This is a genomic window from Acidiferrobacter sp., from assembly GCF_054609335.1.
Genome location: NZ_JBTRWP010000011.1, coordinates 1 through 14993 on the forward strand (window position 1 = coordinate 1; position 14993 = coordinate 14993).

The 14993-nt window shown below is 66.1% G+C and carries 14 protein-coding genes and 1 pseudogene; 5 read left to right on the forward strand and 10 right to left on the reverse strand.

From position 1 onward, the window contains the following. Together waaC and waaA are read left to right on the forward strand one after the other, a co-directional pair. The coding region (gene waaC / locus ACYCTF_RS04225; protein ID WP_461284570.1) for a lipopolysaccharide heptosyltransferase I at positions 1-803 on the forward strand (803 nt) is incomplete at its 5' end. Then, positions 800-2071, forward strand: coding sequence for a lipid IV(A) 3-deoxy-D-manno-octulosonic acid transferase (gene waaA / locus ACYCTF_RS04230; RefSeq protein WP_461282433.1), 1272 nt, complete (start codon positions 800-802; stop codon positions 2069-2071). The genes waaC and waaA, both read left to right, overlap by 4 nt. Here waaA and ACYCTF_RS04235 read toward each other — a convergent pair. The 3 genes from ACYCTF_RS04235 to ACYCTF_RS04245 are packed head-to-tail and all read right to left on the reverse strand — an operon-like array spanning position 2046 to position 3608. Beyond that, a complete protein-coding gene (locus ACYCTF_RS04235) occupies positions 2046-2609 on the reverse strand; it encodes a hydrolase (RefSeq protein ID WP_461282434.1) in 564 nt (187 codons plus the stop codon). The two genes, waaA and ACYCTF_RS04235, sit on opposite strands and share 26 nt — an antisense overlap. Before the next feature lie 3 nt (positions 2610-2612). After that, complete coding sequence (locus ACYCTF_RS04240; protein ID WP_461282435.1) at positions 2613-2930, reverse strand: rhodanese-like domain-containing protein; 318 nt, start codon at positions 2928-2930, stop codon at positions 2613-2615. Positions 2931-2942: 12 nt separating this feature from the next. Beyond that, the gene (locus tag ACYCTF_RS04245; RefSeq protein ID WP_461282436.1) at positions 2943-3608 is read right to left on the reverse strand and encodes a protein-L-isoaspartate O-methyltransferase family protein; all 666 of its coding nucleotides are present in this window, start codon (positions 3606-3608) and stop codon (positions 2943-2945) included. Between the two features lie 181 nt (positions 3609-3789). Between ACYCTF_RS04245 and thiC the strand changes: the two genes are divergently transcribed. The 3 genes from thiC to ACYCTF_RS04260 all read left to right on the forward strand — a co-directional run bounded on the left by thiC (position 3790) and on the right by ACYCTF_RS04260 (position 6678). Further along, positions 3790-5616, forward strand: a complete 1827-nt coding sequence (gene thiC / locus ACYCTF_RS04250) for a phosphomethylpyrimidine synthase ThiC (RefSeq protein ID WP_461282437.1) — start codon at positions 3790-3792, stop codon at positions 5614-5616. Positions 5617-5723: 107 nt separating this feature from the next. Continuing rightward, on the forward strand, positions 5724-6119 hold the full coding sequence (locus ACYCTF_RS04255) for a YkgJ family cysteine cluster protein (protein WP_461282438.1): 396 nt from the start codon (positions 5724-5726) through the stop codon (positions 6117-6119). Positions 6120-6222: 103 nt separating this feature from the next. Further along, entirely contained in the window at positions 6223-6678 is a 456-nt protein-coding gene (locus ACYCTF_RS04260) for an SRPBCC family protein (protein ID WP_461282439.1), read from the forward strand. A 241-nt stretch (positions 6679-6919) separates the two neighbouring features. Here the strand turns inward: ACYCTF_RS04260 and ACYCTF_RS04265 are convergent, their stop codons facing one another. The 7 genes and pseudogenes from ACYCTF_RS04265 to yrfG form a co-directional block, all read right to left on the reverse strand. Continuing rightward, positions 6920-7606 carry a HipA domain-containing protein gene (locus ACYCTF_RS04265; RefSeq protein WP_461282440.1) on the reverse strand — a complete coding sequence of 229 codons (687 nt, stop codon included), beginning with the start codon at positions 7604-7606 and terminating at the stop codon, positions 6920-6922. A gap of 14 nt (positions 7607-7620) precedes the next feature. Continuing rightward, a pseudogene (locus ACYCTF_RS04270) lies at positions 7621-8052 on the reverse strand (HipA N-terminal domain-containing protein); the annotation flags it as partial. A 77-nt stretch (positions 8053-8129) separates the two neighbouring features. Continuing rightward, on the reverse strand, positions 8130-8558 hold the full coding sequence (locus tag ACYCTF_RS04275; RefSeq protein WP_461282441.1) for a helix-turn-helix transcriptional regulator: 429 nt from the start codon (positions 8556-8558) through the stop codon (positions 8130-8132). A 372-nt stretch (positions 8559-8930) separates the two neighbouring features. Continuing rightward, positions 8931-11969 carry an efflux RND transporter permease subunit gene (locus ACYCTF_RS04280; RefSeq protein ID WP_461284571.1) on the reverse strand — a complete coding sequence of 1013 codons (3039 nt, stop codon included), beginning with the start codon at positions 11967-11969 and terminating at the stop codon, positions 8931-8933. Further along, on the reverse strand, positions 11966-12943 hold the full coding sequence (locus ACYCTF_RS04285) for an efflux RND transporter periplasmic adaptor subunit (RefSeq protein ID WP_461282443.1): 978 nt from the start codon (positions 12941-12943) through the stop codon (positions 11966-11968). Before ACYCTF_RS04285 ends, ACYCTF_RS04280 begins: the two co-directional genes overlap by 4 nt. Continuing rightward, on the reverse strand, positions 12940-14277 hold the full coding sequence (locus ACYCTF_RS04290; protein WP_461282444.1) for a TolC family protein: 1338 nt from the start codon (positions 14275-14277) through the stop codon (positions 12940-12942). The genes ACYCTF_RS04285 and ACYCTF_RS04290 overlap by 4 nt, the downstream gene beginning before the upstream one ends. A gap of 16 nt (positions 14278-14293) precedes the next feature. After that, positions 14294-14950, reverse strand: a complete 657-nt coding sequence (yrfG, locus tag ACYCTF_RS04295) for a GMP/IMP nucleotidase (protein WP_461282445.1) — start codon at positions 14948-14950, stop codon at positions 14294-14296. Positions 14951-14993: the final 43 nt, after the last annotated feature.

The following is a 14993-nucleotide window of genomic DNA, read 5'->3' on the forward strand; positions in this document are numbered from 1 at the left end:
CCGTGATCCCGGCGGATTTGCGACACTGGCTGCGGGCACCCCTCGACCGCCGGACGTGGCGGGGCGTCGGGGCGCTACGCGCGCGACTCCGCGAAACCCCTTACGACCTGATCCTCGATACGCAGGGCCTAGTAAAAAGCGCGCTCGTCGCCCGCCTGGGGCGCGGGCCGCTCTATGGACCGAATCGTCAGTCGGCGCGGGAGCCAATGGCCGCCGCCTTCTACACCCAAGGCCTTGCCATGGACCGCGGCCAACACGCGGTGTGGCGCAACCGCATGCTGGGGGCCGGCGCCCTGGGCTACCCCCTGCCCGAAACAACACCCGATTACGGACTGTCCGGCGTGCCCTTGGGTGGCGCCGGCGAACCCGTCTGCTTAGCCTTCCATGCCACGAGCCGCGCCTCCAAGTTGTGGCCGCAAGAGCGGTGGATAGCGCTTGGCCAAGCACTCCGACGCGAGGGCTTCCGGATCCTGCTGCCCTCAGGCAACGCCCGCGAGCAAGCGACCGCCGAAGAGATCGCACACGCAATCGGCGACGGCGCGCAGGCGCTTGCGCGGACGGGCATACGGACACTTGCGGACCTGATTGCCGGGGCGCGCGTGGCAATAGGCGTGGATACGGGACTTTTGCATCTTGCCGCAGCCCTCGGACGGCCCACAGTCGGTATCTTCTGCGACAGCGACCCGGCCCAGACCGGCGTTCTCGCCGATCGCGCCTTCAATCTGGGCGGCTTCCAGGCCTCTCCGCGCGTGGACGAGGTCTTGGGCGCGCTCAAGGACCTTGGGGTCGTGGGGACCGCATGAGCTGGTACACGCTCATCGTCCGACTTCTGCTGCCCTTCGCCCTCCTACGGCTCTGGTGGCGCTCGCGACACCACCCGGATTACGCCCCCCGTTGGGCGGAGCGCTTAGGGCATGGACCCGCAGTCACGGGGGTGCCCGTATGGGTCCACGCCGTATCGGTGGGCGAGACCCGCGCGGCGGCGCCCCTGATCCGCGCGCTGCTCGAGCATCATCCCGAGATACCAATACTCGTCACCACGACGACCCTGACCGGGGCGGCGCAAGTGACCATGCTCTTTGGCGACAGCGTGATCCACCGCTTCGCGCCTTTCGATCTGCCTGGGGCTGTGGCACGCTTCCTCAACGCGACGCGGCCGCGGGTCGCGGTCATCCTCGAGACCGAGATCTGGCCGCATCTGTTCATGGCCCTGCGGGATCGCGACATTCCGGTCGTATTGGCCAATGTCAGGCTCTCCGAGCGATCCTACCGTCGCTACCGTCGCGTGGCGGGGCCGATCGCCAAGATACTCGCCATCCCCGCCGTGATCGGCACGCAATCGCCAGCGGATTCCGCGCGCATACGCGCCTTGGGCGCGCCTCCGAAGCGAGTCCATGTGACCGGGAACATGAAATTCGAATTATCCCCGACTGCGGGCCTGCGCGAGGCGGCCCAGGCACTGCGGCTCGCTTTCGGCGCACGGCCGGTGTGGGTCGCGGCGAGCACCCACCAAGGGGAGGAGGAGATCGTCCTGAGCGCCTACGCAGTCCTGCGCCAAGGCTTCCCCAATCTCCTGCTCGTGCTCGTGCCGAGACACCCGGAACGCTTCGAATCCGTGGGCAAACTCGTGCGTTCGCGCGCGATGACGGTCGTGGAGCGAAGCTCCGGTATTCCCGTCACGGCCGACACGCAAGTCCTGCTAGGGGACACGATGGGGGAGCTCATGCTGTTTTTCGCGGCCGCCGACTGCGCCTTCATAGGTGGCTCACTGGTCGCCACGGGTGGCCATAACCCCATAGAGGCCTTGGCTTTAGGGGTACCCGTCGTCTTCGGACCGCACATGTTCAATTTCACGGAGATCGCGCACCTCACGCTGGCGGCGGGGGCGGGGAGGCAAGTGAATGATGAGGATGGCTTGATCGCGGCAGTGCGGACCTATTTGGGCGATGCGGGGACGCGGGACACGGCAAGCGCAGCCGGTGAAGCGCTCGTACGCGCCCATCAAGGCGCGCTCCGCCATACGCTCTCGCTGCTCGAACCGCTCCTCAGCCCGTCCTCGGCAGATCCCTGATGTCGCGGGCAAGGTCCCGAAAACGCGGGTGCGTCGCGGCGCGCAACCATTCGAAGATCGCCGACTCCACTGACGCCTGCCTCACGCCTTCGCGACTCATGCGCACAAGCGCCTCATCATGGTCCGCGCGACTGCGACTCGCGCACGCGTCGGCAAGCACATAGACCTGACGGTCGCGCGCACGGAGATCGAAAGCGGTCTGGAGCACGCACACATGGGTCTCGATGCCGGCCACCAAGACCTGATCGCGCTCGGTGTCCAAGGCGTGGGCGATAGCCTCGTCGGCGCAGCAGGAGAAGGTCATTTTGTCGAGCGGGCGCAGGCTGTCGGGCAAGGCGGCAGCAAGCTCCGGGACCAAGGGCCCTAGGCCCTGCGGATACTGGCGGGTCACAACAATCGGGATGTCGAGCTGCACGGCAGCGCGCGTAAGCAGCGCGACGCGGGCGAGGAAATTTGCCGAAGGCGGCGCCATGGCCGCATAGAGCTTGGTCTGAAGGTCGACCAGGAGCAGGAGGCTGCGGCGCGCCTCGATCAGCATGGACTAGTAACGCGCCATGGTCTTGTCGACCTCGCGCGCCCAGGCCTCGATGCCGCCGCGAAGATTCACGACATTCTTGAAGCCGTTGTGTTCGAGGAACTTGCCGACATGAAAGCTGCGCACGCCGGTGTGGCAGTAGACGACTACCTCGGTTTCGGGATCGAGGTTGTTCATCGTCATGGGGACCTGCTGCATCGGCGCGTGTAGCGAGTTCGGGAGGGCGCAGAGGTTGCGTTCCCACGGTTCGCGTACATCCAGGAGCACGAGTGTCTCGCCCGCCTTCAGGCGGGCATCAAGGTCTTGAACGGAAATCTCATGCATGGCGTCCGAACCCTAGAAATAAAACCGTTCCCGCTGGGGCGCATTCATCAAGACTGGCACGTCGGTCTCGAACAGAGAGCGCTCACTGAAGCGGTCGACATCCTCGCGAATGATGAGGCGGGCCTCCATGGCCGGGGACTCGCCTGCGATCACGACCAGCCGGCCGCCCACGGCCAGAGACTCCCGAAAGCGCGGGTCCGGACCCAGGGGCAGCGCACCGCTCACAAGGATGGCGTCGTACGGCGCATGGCGGGACCAGCCATGGGCCGCGTCCCCCACTTCGAGCAAGGCGTTGCCCACCGCTTGCGCGGCGAGCCGCATGGCGGCCAGCCGCTTGAATTCAGGGAGAATCTCGACGGAAAAGACGAGCTGTGCGAGCCCGGCCATGATCGCCGTCACATAACCGGTCCCGGTGCCGACCTCGAGCACACGATCATTCGGCGTGAGCGCAAGCGCATTGACCAGGCGGGCGTCGAGCACCGGCGAGAACATGATCTGGCCCCGGCCTATGGGGATCGCGGCATCAGCGAACGCCGCGGCGCGCTGACTCTCGGGCACGAAATCCTCGCGCGGCACCAAGCGCAGGCGCTCCAGCAGCCGTTCATCCAGCACCTCGCAGGTGCGGATCTGCTGCGCGACCATGGTGGTACGCGCGACATCCAGGGGTGTTTGAGACATGGGTAAAAGGAATCCAAAGCCTGAATTTCGAGGTTAAGCCTTTTGCCCCAAGGGCGCAAGCGGCTCCTTGCAATCGCTGACTAAATCCATTAGGTTTGATGGACCCTTATGGACGGACCTTCCGGTCCGTGATCGGCGCGTTGCACGCGCCTACGAACTCTCTTTCAAAGGATCTCTGGCGATGAACGCCGACCCACGAACGCTATCTCCCCTAACACGTCCCTTGGACGCCGCCACTACGGCGCCGTTTCCGGCCTCGCGCAAGGTCTATGTGCCATCGAACGGACCTGTGGCGCTTGCGGTCCCCATGCGCGAAATCACTTTGGAGGCGACCCCGGCGGCATTAGGCGCTGAGGAAAACGCCCCCCTGCGCGTGTACGACACGTCCGGGCCCTACACAGATCCGGCGGCGGTCATTGACCTGGCCCAGGGGCTGCCCAAGTCGCGGGCGGCGTGGGTGGCCGCACGCAATGACGTGGAGGCCGGCGCCATCTCGTCGATCTTCGCCCAGGAACGCCTGAACGACCCGGAGACGGCAGCGATCCGCTTTCCGGGCGCGCGCAGGGCGTTCAAGGCGCGCGCCGGGGCGCGCGTCACACAGATGCACTATGCCCGCCGCGGAATCATCACGCCCGAGATGGAATACGTGGCTTTGCGGGAAAACGGCGGCGAGGAGATGCGCGGACCGAATGCCATCACCCCCGAAATGGTCCGCGAAGAGGTCGCACGCGGACGGGCCATTATCCCGGCCAACATCAATCATCCGGAACTCGAGCCCATGATCATCGGGCGACGCTTCCTCGTGAAAGTAAACGCCAACATCGGGAATTCGGCCCTGGCCTCGAGCATAGAGGAGGAGGCGGAGAAGATGGTGTGGGCGACCCGCTGGGGCGCGGACACCATCATGGATCTGTCAACGGGCCGCCATATCCATGAGACCCGCGAATGGATCATCCGCAACTCGCCCGTGCCTGTGGGCACGGTGCCGATCTACCAGGCGCTGGAAAAAGTCGGCGGCGCTGCCGAGGAGCTCACCTGGGAGATGTTCCGCGACACCCTCATCGAGCAGGCCGAGCAGGGTGTGGACTACTTCACGATCCACGCGGGCGTGCGGCTGCCCTTCATCCCGCTGACCGCGAAGCGCCGCACCGGCATTGTCTCGCGCGGCGGCTCCATCCTCGCGAAATGGTGTCTTGCGCACCACGAAGAGAACTTTCTCTACACCCATTTCCGCGATATCTGCGAGATCATGAGCGCCTATGACGTGTCATTCTCGCTCGGCGACGGATTGCGTCCCGGATCGATCGCCGACGCGAACGACGAGGCGCAGTTCGCAGAGCTCGACACCTTGGGCGAGCTCACCAAGATCGCCTGGGAGTACGACGTGCAGACCATGATCGAGGGCCCGGGACACGTGCCCATGCACCTCATCAAGGAAAACATGGATCGCCAGCTCACATCCTGCGGGGAGGCACCTTTCTATACGCTTGGGCCGCTGACCACCGACATCGCCCCGGGCTACGACCACATCACCTCGGCGATCGGCGCAGCCATGATCGGCTGGTACGGCACGGCCTTGCTCTGTTACGTGACCCCCAAGGAGCATCTGGGGCTGCCCGATCGTCAGGACGTGAAGGACGGGCTCATCGCCTACAAAATCGCGGCCCATGCGGCGGATCTTGCCAAGGGGCACCCGCAGGCACAGGGGCGCGACGATGCGTTGAGCAAAGCGCGCTTCGAGTTCCGCTGGAAGGACCAGTTTCATCTGGCGCTCGACCCCGAGCGTGCCCAGGCGCTGCACGACGAGACCCTGCCGAAGGAATCGGCCAAGGTCGCGCACTTCTGCTCCATGTGCGGACCGAAGTTCTGCTCCATGAAGATCACACAGGAAGTCCGCGAGTACGCGAAGACGGTCGGTACAAGCCCCGACGTGGCCCTGAAGGAAGGACTGGCGGTCAAGGCGCAGGAGTTCAAGGCGTCCGGCGCCAAACTGTACCGGAAGGCCTAAGTGGCAGCGCAGGCAGGCGGCCCCGTTTGGGGGCGTGGGGCGTGGATAGGGCTTTTGACGCGCCCGGCCGAAGACGCGGCGAGTTCGGGGACCGCAGGGTGCCTGACATGAGCGCGGCCTTTCCGGTTAAGGTAGTGGATGACCGCGGGAAGTGCGGGACCTGCCCCTCGATCTGCTGCCAGTACATCACACAGAAGATCCCGACACCGCGGGGGCGCAGCGACTTTGAGCACCTCCTATGGCAAGTAAGCCACCAAGGCGTCGAGGTCTATCAGGATGAAGACGGGTGGTTCCTTCTTGTGCATTCGCCGTGCACCCATCTCGAAGCCAGCGGGGCCTGCGGCATATACGAGGCACGCCCGCCGGTCTGCCGCGACTACTCCAACGACTTTTGCGAGCTCGACGAGCCCGCCGAACGCCACTTCCAGGTGCATTTCCGCGACTATGCCGCACTCCTCGCTTACTGCCGCAAGCGCTTCAAGAGCTGGCCGCGTTCGGCTTGAATCAGGCCTCCTCCTCGCCCTTTTGACGGTAGGCCAAGCCTGGCCGGTCGGCGCCCACAAGCTCCCCAAAATCGCGGTGTCCGTGCGGGGAGATCATTACCGTATGAGCCTCGACCTCGTGCTGCACGCGCCCCTAAGCCGCGTCTGGCACGTCATCACCGACTACGCGGACATCAAGCGCTTGAATCCCGCCGTGAAAAGCAGCGCCGTGATCCGTCGCGATGGGATTACGCTTTTGCGCATGCGGATCAAAAGCTGCGTGCTCTTCATCTGCTTTCCGATCACACAGACCGAATCCATGACGAGCGACGGACACCTTTGGGTCCAGGGCGTCATCGTGCCGCAGCTGTCGAGCTTCCGGTCGGGGGTCTCGCGCTGGCAGTTGCGCGCGGTGGAAGGGGGCACGGAGGCCCACTTCAGCGCCTCGCTCACGCCCTCGTTCTACATCCCGCCGGTCATAGGGCCGTGGATGGTCCGGCGCAAGCTACGCGCTGAGATGCGCGCGACCGCCTCCCACCTCCGGGCCTGGGTCTACGCAAAAGCGCCCCATAAGGCATAGGCCCCGCCAGTCGCGCTTGAACGCGCAGGCCGTGGTCTGTGCCTGACGCCCGCCGAAACCGATGACCCCGAGTCCGGGCGTTGAAGTGTGCGCAGAAGAAGGGTTTGGATTTGCGGGCTCCGCACAAGACGTGCGCCCCACCTGACAGGCGGACGACGAGATCGCCCTGGGCCCTCCGATGCCCCCTGCGCCACGAGATGCAAACGCGGATGGCTCGCTCGCTTGCCCGAAGCGCACGGGCCTACGGTTCCAGTGAGGGAAAGGCGTGCTCGCGCAACAAGCCCGCCTGTTGAAGACCATCACGCCACAGCCGCAGCATTTTGGTTCCCGTCTCATGATTGTCCGGGTGATTCCGTATGGCATCCGCCAAGGCTCTTGCCGCCGCATGGACGCCCGAGGCGATGGTCTCCAACTTTCGATCCACGTGGACGATCCCGCAGAGCGATCCCAATTGCACAAAATCCCGAGGTTTGAACCACCGCTTCGTGTTGCGCCACATGAGGGCCGGAATATCATGGGTCGTGCCGGTCGGCGAGAGGGGGGCGTAAGCCGCCATGGTCACCATGTCGTAGCAGGGCGCCAGTCGCACATCGTTGCCACCGCCTTGCGGGGAATACAGAACACCGAAGTTCTTCAGGTGCGCGTCACCATTGCGCAGCATCATCGCCAACGCATACTGCCGAAAGAACCGCTCGAGCGCCGACGCGCGTAAGGGCTCCTCACAAAAGGCTGCGAGCGTCTTGATGATCCGCTCGACCGAGCCCGAGAATTTCGCCGATGACGGGAGCCCCATGAGTGAGGCCATGTCCTCGAAGGCCAAACGGTTGCCGGCCGCGTCCCGGTCGAATCGCCGAACCAAAAGGTGCCGACCGTCGTCTGAAAGGCGGGTGTCCGCCGTCTCGATGCCACCCCTTTGCGCCGCCAGCATCGAGTAGATCTCGTTCAGGCCATGCCCGGATACTCCGCGTCGGGAATCTTGACGATCCAGTCCGCAAGAACCATAGGTCCTTGCGGCAGATTGCCATCGGCCAGGATCTTGGGGTATCCCCCCGACACGCCGGACTGGTGGGCATAGCGGCGCAATAGCTCGGCCACGAAGACCGGATCTGCGCCATGGTGCAGCAGCGACGATAAATCGACGGCGTCGCGCGCTTGCTGCGGAGAGGCGCCCTCCGGCACAACGGAAAGGGCTCCGATCAGGTGGGCCCCGACAACAGACAAGACCGCCATGTCGCCTGCGGCGTGAACCCTTTTTAGCAGACCCCGCTCGATGGTGGTGCGCAGAGGGCCTTCCGGCAGACTAACCTGGAAGATGGGGAACAGATAAGGGGCCACATAGGGGGCCGATCGCATGGGCATGGTCAGTGAGACGGGAACTCCTGTCTCACGACCGGTATTCCCGGGGCGAGGGTTGCTCTAAGAGCCCCGAAAGCTTCCCGCCAACGTAGACGTCAAGACGCACGGCCGCCTCCATCGCCGTCATCGCTCGCCCGTCCCGCGGGAATGGGCTTTCCAGGCGCCGGCTTATCGCCCTTTCCCTCAAAAGATGCCGCGCCCTCTTTGTTGGGCGGTAACCGATTGACGGATCGACGGCCATGGCGGACCCGCCGACGCGGCTCGCTGGGCGGGCCACCCTCCCAAGTGTTCTGTTGAAGCAACTCATCAAGCGTAGGCTTCGATACGGGGGTCAACGTCATCGCCAGCCCGAGGATACCCGCCACCCGCTCAAGCAGGGACAGCGACACCGCCCCTCGCTGAGTCGGGGACTCGAGCACCGAGATCGTTTTGCGTGTCACATGCGCCCTGTCCGCCAGCTGTTGCTGAGTCAGACGCAGTGCGATGCGCTGGCGCCGAATTTGATGAGGCCAGTCAGTGTCCATAACTGAACCTATTATGTGTCATTATCTTCGGAAATCCACTTAAAGGAACTGTATACGTGGCATTATGTACCCCCTAGAGCTGTCCAGCAAGCGCCCTCGGTGGCGCCCCCTCTCAGGCCTCGGCGGGGATCGCGGCCTCTGCGGCACTATAGGGGACGGCATCCGCGGGATACGCGCTCACGGCGACCTCGGCGTGGGCCCGATACCGGCGGACGGGCTCATGATCTCGCCCACAGGCGCGGAACCTGCTTAGGCCCATGGGGGCGTATTCCGGCGAGCGCCATAGGGGCTTTCCCAGACATCTTCGGCGTTATTGCGGATGATCGGGCGCCCCCAACGCACGTGCCGGGGCGCGCAAGACCGTCCCTCTTCTCAAGGCTTGGATCGACGCGAAAGCGCCATATAAAGCATGGGGCCAATGAAGAGCGAGGCGGCGAGCGCGAGTATGAGCCCGCCCATGACCGCGGTCGCGAGCGGCTTCAGCAGGTCCGTGCCGTGACCCACGCCCACGGCCAGAGGCAGAAAGCCCAGCACGTCGGCGGCCATGGTCATAAGGATGGGCCGTAGCCTGCGACGGGCGGCGAGCTCGATTTGGAGACGGCCCGGGGGGCTGCGGTAATGTCGGGCCTGACCGAAGATCAGGATGCCGTTGTTGACCACGATCGCAAACACCAGCAAAAGGCCCAGGAATGAGGTGCTGTCCAAGGGGATGCCACGCACCCAGAGGGCGGCGAGCGACCCTAGGGCACTTAAGGCGGTGGCCACAAGCACCGCAAGCGCCGCGCGCTGGGCGCGCAGCTGGTAGCCGACCAGCACGAGCAGCACGAGCAGCGCGAAGATCAAGGTGAGTTCCATCTGCGCGAAGCTCTTCGCCTGCTCCTTGTAGTAACCCGCGATATCGGTGGTGATGCCGTGAGGCGGCGGGGTCTGCGCGATCAGTCCGCGCGCCACCGCCGCGGCCTGGGCCAGTCCCATGGCGCGGTGCGGGCGGATCTCGATATCGGCGAAAGGCACGAGATTCTGGTGGGTGATCACCGGCACCTGGCGCCGGGTATGGGCGGTGGCAAAGGCCGCGAGTGGGGCATAGGGGCCGCCCGGGGCATGCACGAAGAGGCTCGGGCCAAGGCTGCGGCTCATGCTGCCCGGCGGGTTGGTGCCGACTGCGATCGGGAGGATCTGCGCCCCCCGCAGAAGGTAACCGGCCGACACACCCCAGTACGCGGCCTTGATCTGTTCGCCCAGGAGCGGAGGGGTCAGCCCCTGCTGTTGGGCGCGCAAGCGCGGGGTAAGACTAATCGCCGGCCCCGCCGAGGAGGTCGGGAAGCTCACATTGGCGAATCGATGGCTCGCGGCGAGACGTGCCTTGAGGTGCCCCGCATAGACCGCAAGCGATGAGGCGCTATGCCCGAAGACCTCAACATCGAGCGGGGAGTGGGCGCCCGAGAGATTGCCGAGCTGAGTGACGAGCAGCTGGTGGAGCTTCAGCATGGAGAGGCTGGGATAGCTGGCACGGAAACGTGCCCCGAGCGTGCGCATGACGGCGATCGCCGAGGCGCTCGACTTCAAGGTGAGGACCAGATCGCCCTTGTTTGGGGTCGCGCGTGGGTTGCCGAGGCTTTGCCCCACGACCACCGAGGCGGTCGCGACGGCGGGGTCATGGATGGCGATGGCCACGAGGCCCCGCCCCACGGCCAGGGTCTGGGACGCCGAGCTGCCGACGGTCGTGCGAAACGGCACGGCTATGACCCCTTCGTCCCAGGCCGGCAGGAAGGCGGTCGGCAGCACACGAAAGATGGCATAGGCCGCGCCCAGGATCGCGACACTTGCGAGGACGCCGAGGAAGGGTTTGCCAAGGGCTCGGCGCAGAACGCGCGCGTAGCCCACGCGGACGCGTCGAGCCGGCCGCCAGGCCTTCGAGGGACGCCCGCGGCGACCGGCCAGGTAGGTCGCCAACAGCGGGGTCACCGACAGCGCCACCGCCTGCGACACGATCAGGGCCGTGACAAGCGCGATGGCCATCTGCCGGAACAGGATGCCGATGGTCCCGCTAAGAAGAATAAGCGGTACGAACACGAGTGCCGAGGTGAGCGTCGCAAAGGTCATCATGGGCAAGACCTCGCCGGCAGCGCGTAACGCCCGCGCGCGTCGCTCTGGCACAGTCCCGGAGCCCTGGGCGTGGGTCGCCTGTTCGATCACGACAATGGCATGATCGACGAGCGCACCTATGGCCGCGGTGATGCCCCCCAGGGTCATGATGTTCAGGCCCAGATGAAGGAAGTGCAGGATCACGAACGTGCCGGCCAAGGACAGCGGAACGACGACCAGGGTCGCAAGCGCCGTATCGAAGCGGCGCAAGAAGGCCAGCAGCACCGCAAAGGTGATGATGGTGCCCAAAATGAGGGCCATCCAGACATCATGGAGGCTTGCCGCGATCAGTCGCGAGAGATCGTAGTCGCGCACCAAGCGCATGTCGTGCGGCAGACCCTGGCGCAAGGACGCAATCGCGCGACTCACGCCCTGTGCCACCCGCTCGACGTTGGCGTTCGCCTGTGCTGCCACCTCGATCAGCAGACTGTGCGCGTGATGGGCAACCGCCGACCCCCGGACTCGTGGAGGTGGCCCCACGGTGATATGCGCAAGCGCAGACAAAGGCACTACGGCACCACCGGCGCCCCCCAAGGGAACAGGCAGGCGGCCGAGCGCGGCCACACCTGCGGGGCGGCCGGCGGCAGTCAGCAGAAAGCTACTATGAAACCCCGCCATGACGCCGCCGAAATAAGGCCCCTGATGGGCACGCAGTAAGGCGACGATACGATCGAGTCCGAGGTGATGGCTTATGAGACGCCTGAGCGACAAGTCGACATGGACCTGCGGCCAGCCGCGGCCGATGGAGGCGACCGTGTAGACGCCGGGGATGTCGAGCAGGCGCGGCTTCAGCGTGAAGGCGTAGGTCGGCAACATCTCGCTGCTGGTCTTGGTCTGAGAGACCAGGGCGTATTCGGCGAAGGGGTAGATGCTCGGCATCATGAGCCGCACGCTCATATGCGCGGCGGGAGGCAAGGCGACCTGGCCCAGGCGCGCCTCGAGCAACAAATACGCGTTGTTGGGCGTGATGGCGCCGCTGAAGAAAACGTGGATCTTGGTGAGCCCGTTGCTCGTGGTCGACCGCACCAGGGTCACGTCCTGCACACCCTTGGCTGCCTGTTCGAGCGGTTCGGTCACCCGCACCAGCATCACGTGGACGGGCAGGTAACCATCGCTGACAAGGACCGAGACCCGGGGGAAGTTCACATTCGGAAAGACGCTGCGCGGCAACGCCTGGAATGCCACGACGCCTGCGGCGAGCATAAGTACTGCGACCAGGGCCGTGGTGTAACGGTTTCCCCAGAGGGCCTCGAGGTAGGCCTTCACCGGACGACCCGCACCGCGAGCCCCGCGCGCAGGCGAGCGACACCGGAGTCGATCACCACAGCGCCCCGCGCCAAGCTGCCCGCGACGAACACCCGGCGCGCCCCGATCCGGAGGACGTTCACCGCGACCGGCTGCGCCCGCCCACCGACAACGACAAAGACGCGCGCCCGGCCGTGGCGTATCAGGAGCGCCGCGCGCGGGACCATGATCGCGGTGCGCCGGTGGCTCAGGAGATCGAGCCGCACAACCTGCCCGGGACGTAAGCCGCCGCCGACCCCGCGTACATAGGCGCGCACGAGCCCCAGATCGTCGGTGCGCGCGCTCAGGGCGTAGACGCGGCCCGCGGGGGCTCGCACCCGACCTTGGTCCGCCAAGCGTCGTACCCGCGCCCCGACATAAAGACGGTCGGCCTCGCGCACAGTGAGCGAGCACGCCTCGTAGAGACCTCCTGCGCCGCCGATCGCGACCACATTCGCGCCGCGCGCAAGCCATGCCCCGGGGGCCGCTTGATAACGCACGGTGCCGGCGAAGGGCGCGCGGACCGTGCCACGGGCAAGGCGCGCGCCGTCGGCCTGCAGGTTCGCGACATCGGCCTGCCAGCGGGCCTTCAAGCCGCGGGCATGCGCGGGTGTGACGACACCCTGGCGCGCCAACACGCGGGCCTGCTCATAAGTAGCGCGGGCCGCCTCGGTCTGGGCCTCCAGGGCGCGGACGGTGCCGGCGAGACTCATCGGCAATAGCCGCGCTATGACGGCGCCGGCGGCAACCGCGGTCCCAGGCGCCACCACGAGCGGGCCCATGACGGCGTCGTAGGGGGCCTGGATCAGCGCGTGCTCGGGACCATGGACGCGGGCGAATACCGGGGTCGCGGGCCGGTACGAGGCGCGTTGCGCGTGCGTCGCATGAACCGAGAGGGGGGCTGCGGCCCAGGCGAGACCCGGAACGAGCAACAAGGCCTGGAGCGCGCGCCTCACGACCGCGCCCCCGACCACGGCCGCGCGGTCGCGGTCACGAGCGCAAGCGTCGTCGTCGCGCGAGAGAGATGTAAGGCGGTCATTTGCAGCTCCACGGCGGTCAACTCCTGCATCAAAGTAAGGTAGGACGCGAGCCCGAGGGCGTGCGCCGTCCAGGCCGCCTGCGCCGCGCGTGCGGTGCGGACGAGCCTCGCCCTACGGCCCCGGAGGCTCGCGAGTTCGCGATCGAGGCTCGCTTGGGCGGCATCCAGCTGATAGATCTGGGTGCGGGCAGTCGCAAGCCGCGCCACGTAATCCTGGAAGAGCGCGGCGCGACGCGCGCGGGCGATGGCGACCGCCCCGCGGTTGGCATTGAAAAGTGGCACGACGAGGCTCAACTGGAGACCCGCCTCGCTGATACCCGAGCTATTGCGGGCACCCGCGGCCCCTAGGCTCAAGCGCGGATATTGGTCGAGCACGGCACGCAGCAGCGCCTGGTCGGCGCTATGGTAGGCCGCGACCAGCGCCACGAGGTCGAGCCTGTGGGATACGGCGCGCTGAAAGAGGGCGCGGGGCGCACCCCGGACCCCATGCAGCGGCGCGGGGCGCGCGATCCGCAGCAGAGCCGCAGGCGGCAGGCCGAGCTGCGCGTTCAGCGTGAGCCGCGCGGCCTGCAAGGCGCGGTGCAAGGCCGCGGCCTTCATCCGCAGGGCGTCTTGTGCGGCCTGAAAAAAAAGCAGCTGGCGGCTGCCGATCAAACGCCGATGGGCATCGCGCGCCAGCACCTGCTCGTGACCCTTAAGGAGGGCCAGGGAGTTACGCGCGATCGTCCACTCGGCCCCGAGCCAATAGACCTGGCGCGCGGCGAGGCGCGCCTCGTTGGCCGCCACCCATTCGCGCCAGGCGACGCGATAGCGAACCGCCGCCGCGCGCTCGCGCGCCATGCGGATATCCGTGGAGCGGGTGACGAGCCGCGAAAGGTCCCAAAGGAAGCCGTCGGCTAGGCTCAGCGACCGACCCGCCGCACCCACGCCGTAAGGTTTCAGGGCGGAGAATTGCACGACCGGGTCGGGCAGCAGGCCCGCAGCGAAGACCTGCGCGCGGGCGATGCGTTCGCGCGAGCGCAAAGCGCGCAGAGTCGGGTTGGCGATGACCGCGATCACCCCAAGCTCTTTGCCGGTAAGCGGCTTGCGGAAATCCAGCGGCAGCGCCGCGAGCCCCGGCACCCGAAGCGTACGCGCGGCGGCGGCAAGGGCGCGGTGCGACGGCCCTTTCAGGGCTGCGAGCGCCGGCGCGCGCAAGGGCTTGGCGTGATAGGCGGCACAGCCCGATAGGATGGCCAGGGCAAGTGCCACCACCGGTATCCGCACGCTAAGCGACCGGGAGCAGGTGGCGGAACGAGTCGACCGCGTTGAACTCGCCACAATCCTTGTCCGGCCCACGCAGATCGGGCTTGCGGATCGCAAGCAGATGCTGGATGCCGTAGTCGCGGGCACAACGCAGGACCGGCAGGCTGTCGTCTATGAGTAGGGTGCGCGAGGCGTCGAAGGGCTCGAGCGCCTGAAGCTCCGCCCAGAAGGGCGGGTGTTCCTTGGCAAGCCCCAGGTCGTGGGCGCAGAAGATCGCGTCCATATAGCGATCGATGCGTGTGTGTCGGAATTTCAAGGCGACGGTCTTGCCATGGGCGTTGGTCACAAGCACGAGACGTTTGCCGGCCTTGCGCATAGCCTCCAGGAATTCCTCCACGAAGGGGCGCATGGCGATGCGGTGCGCGACCTCCTCCTTCAGCTGCGCGATATCCAAAGCGAGCTCGTCGCTCCAGTAATCCACGCTATACCAGTTCAGCGTCCCCTCCGCGCGTCGGAAGCGCTGATAGAGCTGGCTCTTGGCCTCATCGAGGGCCAAGCCCGTGCGCTCGGCGTAGCGCAAGGGCACGTGCTCCTGCCAAAAGTGGTTATCGAAATGCAGGTCGAGCAAGGTGCCGTCCATGTCCAAAAACGTGGTGTCTATGGAGTTCCAGTCGATCATGGTTCGTCCCCCGTGGGGCCATTATAGGGGGCTAGGGCGGACT

What these genes read in the sequence shown, in the direction of transcription:
- waaA (WP_461282433.1), top strand. Translation starts at nt 800, where the DNA reads ATGAGCTGGTACACGCTCATCGTCCGACTTCTGCTGCCCTTCGCCCTC.
- ACYCTF_RS04260 (WP_461282439.1), top strand. Translation starts at nt 6,223, where the DNA reads ATGAGCCTCGACCTCGTGCTGCACGCGCCCCTAAGCCGCGTCTGGCAC.
- ACYCTF_RS04255 (WP_461282438.1), top strand. Translation starts at nt 5,724, where the DNA reads ATGAGCGCGGCCTTTCCGGTTAAGGTAGTGGATGACCGCGGGAAGTGC.
- ACYCTF_RS04275 (WP_461282441.1), bottom strand. Translation starts at nt 8,558, where the DNA reads ATGGACACTGACTGGCCTCATCAAATTCGGCGCCAGCGCATCGCACTG.
- ACYCTF_RS04240 (WP_461282435.1), bottom strand. Translation starts at nt 2,930, where the DNA reads ATGCATGAGATTTCCGTTCAAGACCTTGATGCCCGCCTGAAGGCGGGC.
- ACYCTF_RS04265 (WP_461282440.1), bottom strand. Translation starts at nt 7,606, where the DNA reads ATGCTGGCGGCGCAAAGGGGTGGCATCGAGACGGCGGACACCCGCCTT.
- ACYCTF_RS04235 (WP_461282434.1), bottom strand. Translation starts at nt 2,609, where the DNA reads ATGCTGATCGAGGCGCGCCGCAGCCTCCTGCTCCTGGTCGACCTTCAG.
- ACYCTF_RS04245 (WP_461282436.1), bottom strand. Translation starts at nt 3,608, where the DNA reads ATGTCTCAAACACCCCTGGATGTCGCGCGTACCACCATGGTCGCGCAG.
- yrfG (WP_461282445.1), bottom strand. Translation starts at nt 14,950, where the DNA reads ATGATCGACTGGAACTCCATAGACACCACGTTTTTGGACATGGACGGC.
- thiC (WP_461282437.1), top strand. Translation starts at nt 3,790, where the DNA reads ATGAACGCCGACCCACGAACGCTATCTCCCCTAACACGTCCCTTGGAC.